General features: G+C 43.7%; 6 protein-coding genes. 2 read left to right on the top strand and 4 right to left on the bottom strand.

Annotated features, from left to right (window positions below; genetic code table 11):
- Both AABS66_RS21475 and AABS66_RS21480 read left to right on the top strand, forming a co-directional pair.
- Positions 1-913 (top strand): DarT ssDNA thymidine ADP-ribosyltransferase family protein (locus tag AABS66_RS21475; RefSeq protein WP_430225474.1); only part of this gene is annotated, 913 nt, incomplete at its 5' end.
- Positions 914-922: 9 nt separating this feature from the next.
- A complete protein-coding gene (locus AABS66_RS21480; RefSeq protein WP_430225475.1) occupies positions 923-1,615 on the top strand; it encodes a DarT1-associated NADAR antitoxin family protein in 693 nt (230 codons plus the stop codon).
- Between the two features lie 50 nt (positions 1,616-1,665).
- Here the strand turns inward: AABS66_RS21480 and AABS66_RS21485 are convergent, their stop codons facing one another.
- The 4 genes from AABS66_RS21485 to AABS66_RS21500 all read right to left on the bottom strand — a co-directional run bounded on the left by AABS66_RS21485 (position 1,666) and on the right by AABS66_RS21500 (position 5,115).
- The gene (locus tag AABS66_RS21485) at positions 1,666-3,096 is read right to left on the bottom strand and encodes a relaxase/mobilization nuclease domain-containing protein (RefSeq protein ID WP_430225476.1); all 1,431 of its coding nucleotides are present in this window, start codon (positions 3,094-3,096) and stop codon (positions 1,666-1,668) included.
- On the bottom strand, positions 3,086-3,412 hold the full coding sequence (locus AABS66_RS21490; protein ID WP_430225477.1) for a plasmid mobilization protein: 327 nt from the start codon (positions 3,410-3,412) through the stop codon (positions 3,086-3,088). Before AABS66_RS21490 ends, AABS66_RS21485 begins: the two co-directional genes overlap by 11 nt.
- Positions 3,413-3,777: 365 nt before the next feature.
- Positions 3,778-4,710 carry a replication initiation protein gene (locus AABS66_RS21495; RefSeq protein ID WP_430225478.1) on the bottom strand — a complete coding sequence of 311 codons (933 nt, stop codon included), beginning with the start codon at positions 4,708-4,710 and terminating at the stop codon, positions 3,778-3,780.
- Positions 4,711-4,836: 126 nt separating this feature from the next.
- Complete coding sequence (locus tag AABS66_RS21500) at positions 4,837-5,115, bottom strand: hypothetical protein (RefSeq protein ID WP_430225479.1); 279 nt, start codon at positions 5,113-5,115, stop codon at positions 4,837-4,839.
- Positions 5,116-5,417: the final 302 nt, after the last annotated feature.

A 5,417-nucleotide genomic window follows, 5' to 3' on the forward strand; every position in this document is an offset into this window, starting at 1 on the left:
AAAAAAAATAGTAAGCGATAGAAACATAAAATATTTATGCCATTTCACCCCAAAATCAAACTTAGATAAAATCATGAAAGATGGGATTGATCTAAGAAATATAGAAACCATGGAGGTCACTGATCAGTCAAGATTTGATGGGTCAAAAAACATTTGCCTAACCATTAGTGAACCAAATACATGGATGATAAGTAACAAGAAGAAAAAAGGGTTTGATCTAGCCCTGCTCATCATAGATCCTAAAATACTTTATGAGAAAGAGTGCTTATTTTTCCCGTACAATGCTGCGACAAAAAGTTATCGCAACTTACCTGCTGAGCATTTCACTGGGGCAGCTGCTTTAGAACGACTTTTTGATAAACAAATCACATTCCAGAAATCACAACAAGAGCCTCAAACTGTTTATAGAAATGGTTTTTTAAAACCATCAATAACAACAAGCAATCAAGCAGAGGTTCAAGTAACTGAAAAAATAGAAGCCATTAATATAATGTTTATTATTAACGATGGTGATATATGTTTAAATCAAGATCAAATCGAAGAGATAGATAAAAAAGAAAAAACAAAAAGAAGCATTGAATTAAAAAAATTAAGCGATGATATAAAGAAAAGAAACGAAAAAAGAAGGGCGGACCAAGAAGAAGTAGAATCAAGGCGCAAAGAAATCTCCAAAATGGAAAGCAAGTCCTTTGATATAGAACAATTCATGAAAGAAATTGAAGATCTTGAAAAAAATCATCAGAAATATAAATACCAGCCCACGCCCATAAGGAAAACTAACAATTCAAAACCAACAACAGATTTTATTAGCGCAGGTAAAAAACAGGGGTCAAATAACAGTGGTAGTGACTCAAACACATTTGGTGTCGTGTTTTTTATTATTCTTGTAATTCTTTGGTTTCTCTTTAAATAGGTTTTTGAAATGACAAAAAGTGTAGGCAGTGCAACGAGACCAATATTCATACCAAGTAAGGAAGGTGTTGGGGTTAAAGAGTTAGACGTTACCTTTGAGTGGCACCTAGGAATGAGTTCCGAGGTAAGGAAAAGATCTATAAGAAGCCTACATAAACAATCTGAGATTTTTGGTTTTAAAAAAACACTGGAAGCATCAAGTAAATCAGAACAGAAGATAGGTATAAGCCTCAGTGCATTTCACCTTAAAAACATATCAGGATACCCTGTAGAAAACATATTTCAAAGTAGCAAGGTTTTCATGAAAGGTGGACCATATAGAGATATATTATCGAAAACGCCTAAAGAAGCAAAACAAGATGTAAGATTAAAAAATAGCGGTGAAATGCTCTATTTTTTACTCAATAAAGAAAAATTTCCGTTAGAGCCAAAAAGCCTTTTTTACGATTGGATTTATATGCAGGTATTGTTTTCAGACACAAACAGAGAACTAAGGGACGAGTTTTTACAAGCTGGATTTGACTCATTTAGTGATATAGAGTTCAACCCAAAAAAATCTTTTAGCTGTCAAGCAAGAACATTAGCTCTAGCTGTATCTTTGGTTGAAAATGGAGAGCAGGAAAACTTTATATCAGACCCAGTTAAATTCAATCGAGAAAAAGAAATATATAAAAAGGTTAATTTTCAAACATCTCTTTTCTAAAGAAATATCAGCGATTATTTTTGATGTAAATCGCTGATATTCAATGAATGCTACATCCTCATACCGCGACTACGTTTCACTTGCATCCGCTGCTGGTTGGCTTGCCTGTTTATCGATTGGTTAAGCGTTTGAAGGCTGTCTGGAACTCCGCTAACTGCTGAGTTAAATCCTCGGTTTTTTTCGCCTCGTTGGTTAATTGCTGACTTAAAACCGTCACTTGCTTGGTTAAGCTGCTTAACTCCGTTTTCAACGCTTGCGCTGTTCTCTGATGATCGCTGTCTAATTTCTCTAATGCGCTCAACAGCATTTTTTCTAGCTCGGTCATCGTTTAATACCCTTTCAGTATCATGAGAGTGTTGCCCTCGCTGTCTTTGAATTGCACCAACGCTGGATCTACTTGTACGCAAACCCGTGGATTCTTGCCGTTTGTCTCGCATTTGGTTATGACTGCTTTCGGGGCTATCTTGTCCCATTGCGCTTTTTGTTCTTGATAGCCGCTGAGGCTCTGATAAGCCGCGTACGCCCATATCGAGAACCCTACGGCTAACAGAAACGGAATCATCGGTAACAGACATTGCCACGTCCTGAGAGTGGCGAATTTCCTGTATTCCGCGCGTAACTCCTCTTTGTTCTCGTTGATAACGTTCTTGATGGTATTCAGCCTTTCTTGCGAGGCGTTCCTCAAGATTTCGGCTATTTCTTTCGTACTCTGCGCTTCGTTGTTGCTGATAGTGGCCTTTAGCGTTTCGGTACTCTCGTTCAGGGCTTTCGCCCACTGAGAAGTTTTGTTCATACAATGCACCTTTTAATCGGATATTTCGCCCGCCGTCAGGGTCGGCAATGCTGATACTGCTAGGGGTCTGCCTTGCCACGGTGAAGCCCTGCTCTTGCAAGGCGCTCACAATGTCGCTGCGGTCTTTGATAAAGCCAGCCTCTACCCCTGTCGAAACGAACTGATTGAGGGCTTCTGCGGCTTCCAGCTTGTTCTGTGGGAGGTTGCGAGGGGTAACAAGAAAGCGTGTTTTTTCGGGGTCGTTGGGGTCACTGAGCGAATATTTAACGTTGGCGCACTCTTTCCACGCATCGACTAACGGGCGGTCGGCGCGGTCGAAATAGGGCTGTAATCGCTTGCCGGTCGTTAGCTCAACATTAGGGATCACGAAATTAAGCTCTAACCGCCCTTTATCCCGATGCTCAACCCATAAAACGCTATATTGGTCCTTATCCAGTCCAGCCATTAGCGTGGATTCAAAGCTATCCATAAGCTCCTGTTTATCACTTTCGGGAATGTTCGACTCCTCAAAACTCAACACGCCAGATGTATATTTTTTCGCATAGGGGCTACTGTCGCATAAGTCCTGTATCTCCTGCGGATCGCCCCGTAATAGCGTGGCATCTTCGCGCATACCGTCACGCCCTAGCAGATATTCAGGCGCACCACTGCCACGCCCCACGCCGCGCCGATGGAATTTAACTATCATCGCCAGTGAACTCCTCACGGACCAATTTCATGTCGCGCTCAATCGTAATGAGCAATTCATACAGCTTCGTGCGCGTGAATACGGGGTCGTTGTGCAAGTGCCGGGCAATCTGATTGACGTTATTACCAATGCCAGCAAGCGCGCGTAAAAGTTGCGGATCAACGAGGGGGATTTTTCGCGCCTTTGGCTTGCGAACATCGAGGCAAGTTTCGCGCATCCATTCCGCTAATTTTGGCGAGGTGCAACGTGCCAATAATGCGGCGTGCTCTTCCTCGGTGAGCCTGATTTTGATCTCTTTGGTGCGCTTCTCGGTCATGCTCTTGCCTCACGTTTTAGGCTTTTGACGTTAAGGGGTAAAGGGGATCACCCCTTTCCAGCACGGAGAACACAAAGGGGACTCCGTGTATGCTGGCTTATTATTGTTTAGGTATGTAAGTGTAGGCGACTTTTTAGGGGCTGTGAAGGGTGAAAGGAGTCAAAAAGGAATCAGGGCGTAAGTGCAAAATACCAGTGCGGATGATCTGCTGCTTCCTCGCTTTGACAGACTTCGCTAGTCAAAGACTGCGGCGAGCAGTGTGGGCGTATTCTTAGGGACATGAATCAAGGGATGGAGGGCTTAAAGGGTAAAGGGCGAAAAAACACCCCTACGGGCTATTATCTGATATTAGGCTTTATCCAGTGTCACTTTTTCGCTTTAGCTTTTCGGCGGTAATACGTTTTACGGCTGATTCCTAAATCGAGCCACGGTTGCAGAGTTTCGGCTGAGTCGGCTACGGGCTTACGCTTCGAAATCTTACCGCCAATCTTACCGCCCTTGCGCCCTCTAATGGCTTGTATCTCTGGCGTGTGGGTCTTAGCAACCCAATCGAGCCAACCTTGCTCGTTGAACCGCTGATACGTCCATTTTGCCACGCTCTTACCGATAGTGGCGCACTCGGCTGACGATAACGGCGTAGTAAGTTGCAGGTTATAGGCTTCGACTCGCTGTATGGATGCCTCTACCCACTGGGGATAGTCTGGAAACCCCTGTCTAATCGCTCTGTATGACCACTGGCGCGTTTTCTCGAATAACTGACAGTTACGCCCTAGTCCGTAGTCGTAATCCACTCTACGGGCTTCTGAGGCGTTCATGTCGAGGCAATCGGCTAGCCAGTCCAGCGTATAGCTATTTTCTTCCCATACGGCGACTTGCCAGTGAGCGTTAAGGGGATTTTTGCAGATAAGCCCTGAATAATTTACATCGGCATCGAGTGCATGACGCAAGGCACGTTCAACGGCTGCGGCATACTTCAACGGCTTTAAACTCGCATCGGGCGCGGTTCTGACTGAAGTTTCAAGGCAATAAATCAGGTGAGCATGACCATTTTCGGGATTTTTTACGGTGATATTGGGTGCTGGCACTTTGCGATCTGCCCAATCAATCGCCGCCCCTGCGCGGTCTACGTCAAAAACGAGATAATAGCGGTGAGTTGCGCCGTTTGGCTGGATATAACGCGCTTTCTGGGCGGTCGCTTTCGCAACGATACGCAAGCCTGTGGCGAGGTCGTCCGTGTAGTAAGGTTTCTTCGGTAATCGCTGTGAGAAAATCTCAATCTGTTGCGCTAACGCTGCCATGTGTTAATATTTCCCTGTTGTAGCAACTAGCCGTGCGTGCCGCACTGAGCCTTGCTGTACTTAGAAGCCCTGCTTACTCTCTTCCGCCAAGTTGAATAGTAAGTGGGGTTTTGCTTTTCTGAGATACTACTCTGTAACTGTCTGTTTTTCACGCTGTTTAAATCCCTCGGCAAATCCTAGTGACCAACCTATCGGATCATCCTGTGCGGCTTCGGGCATTGGCTTGCCTGAATTAAGTCCTGCCAATCGCCCTGCCTCGCGTGAATTCTCTTTCACCCATACGGTAACTTGCTTGTAACCAGCCTCGCGCATACGCTCTTTATACGCTGCCTGACCACGCTGATTTTTCACCCGATACTTATGTGCAAAAAAATCGCCTGTTCTTTTATCGTGTAAATCTTTCATAAACACCCCATGATTACTGGTAAACAGTAGTTTTAGCAAGATGATTACTGGTAATCAATTTATTTTGCTGATAACGCTAAAACCTAACAAACCAAGCGCGGATTTTATGCGCCTGGTTTGTTAGGTTTTAGCGTTGAGCAAGCGCAGCGCGGTAGCTATATTAATTACATAATTAATGAAATAATATACACAACCAATCAAAAAATATCGTATGTGTTGCGATATGTTTTGATGCGGAAAAACGTTACCACAGCATATAAAATTTAAATAAAATCAAGAAAAATGAATAATAAAGAAGATAT

It is taken from the genome of Providencia sp. SP181 (assembly GCF_050446505.1).
GTDB classification, from domain to species: domain Bacteria; phylum Pseudomonadota; class Gammaproteobacteria; order Enterobacterales; family Enterobacteriaceae; genus Providencia; species Providencia vermicola.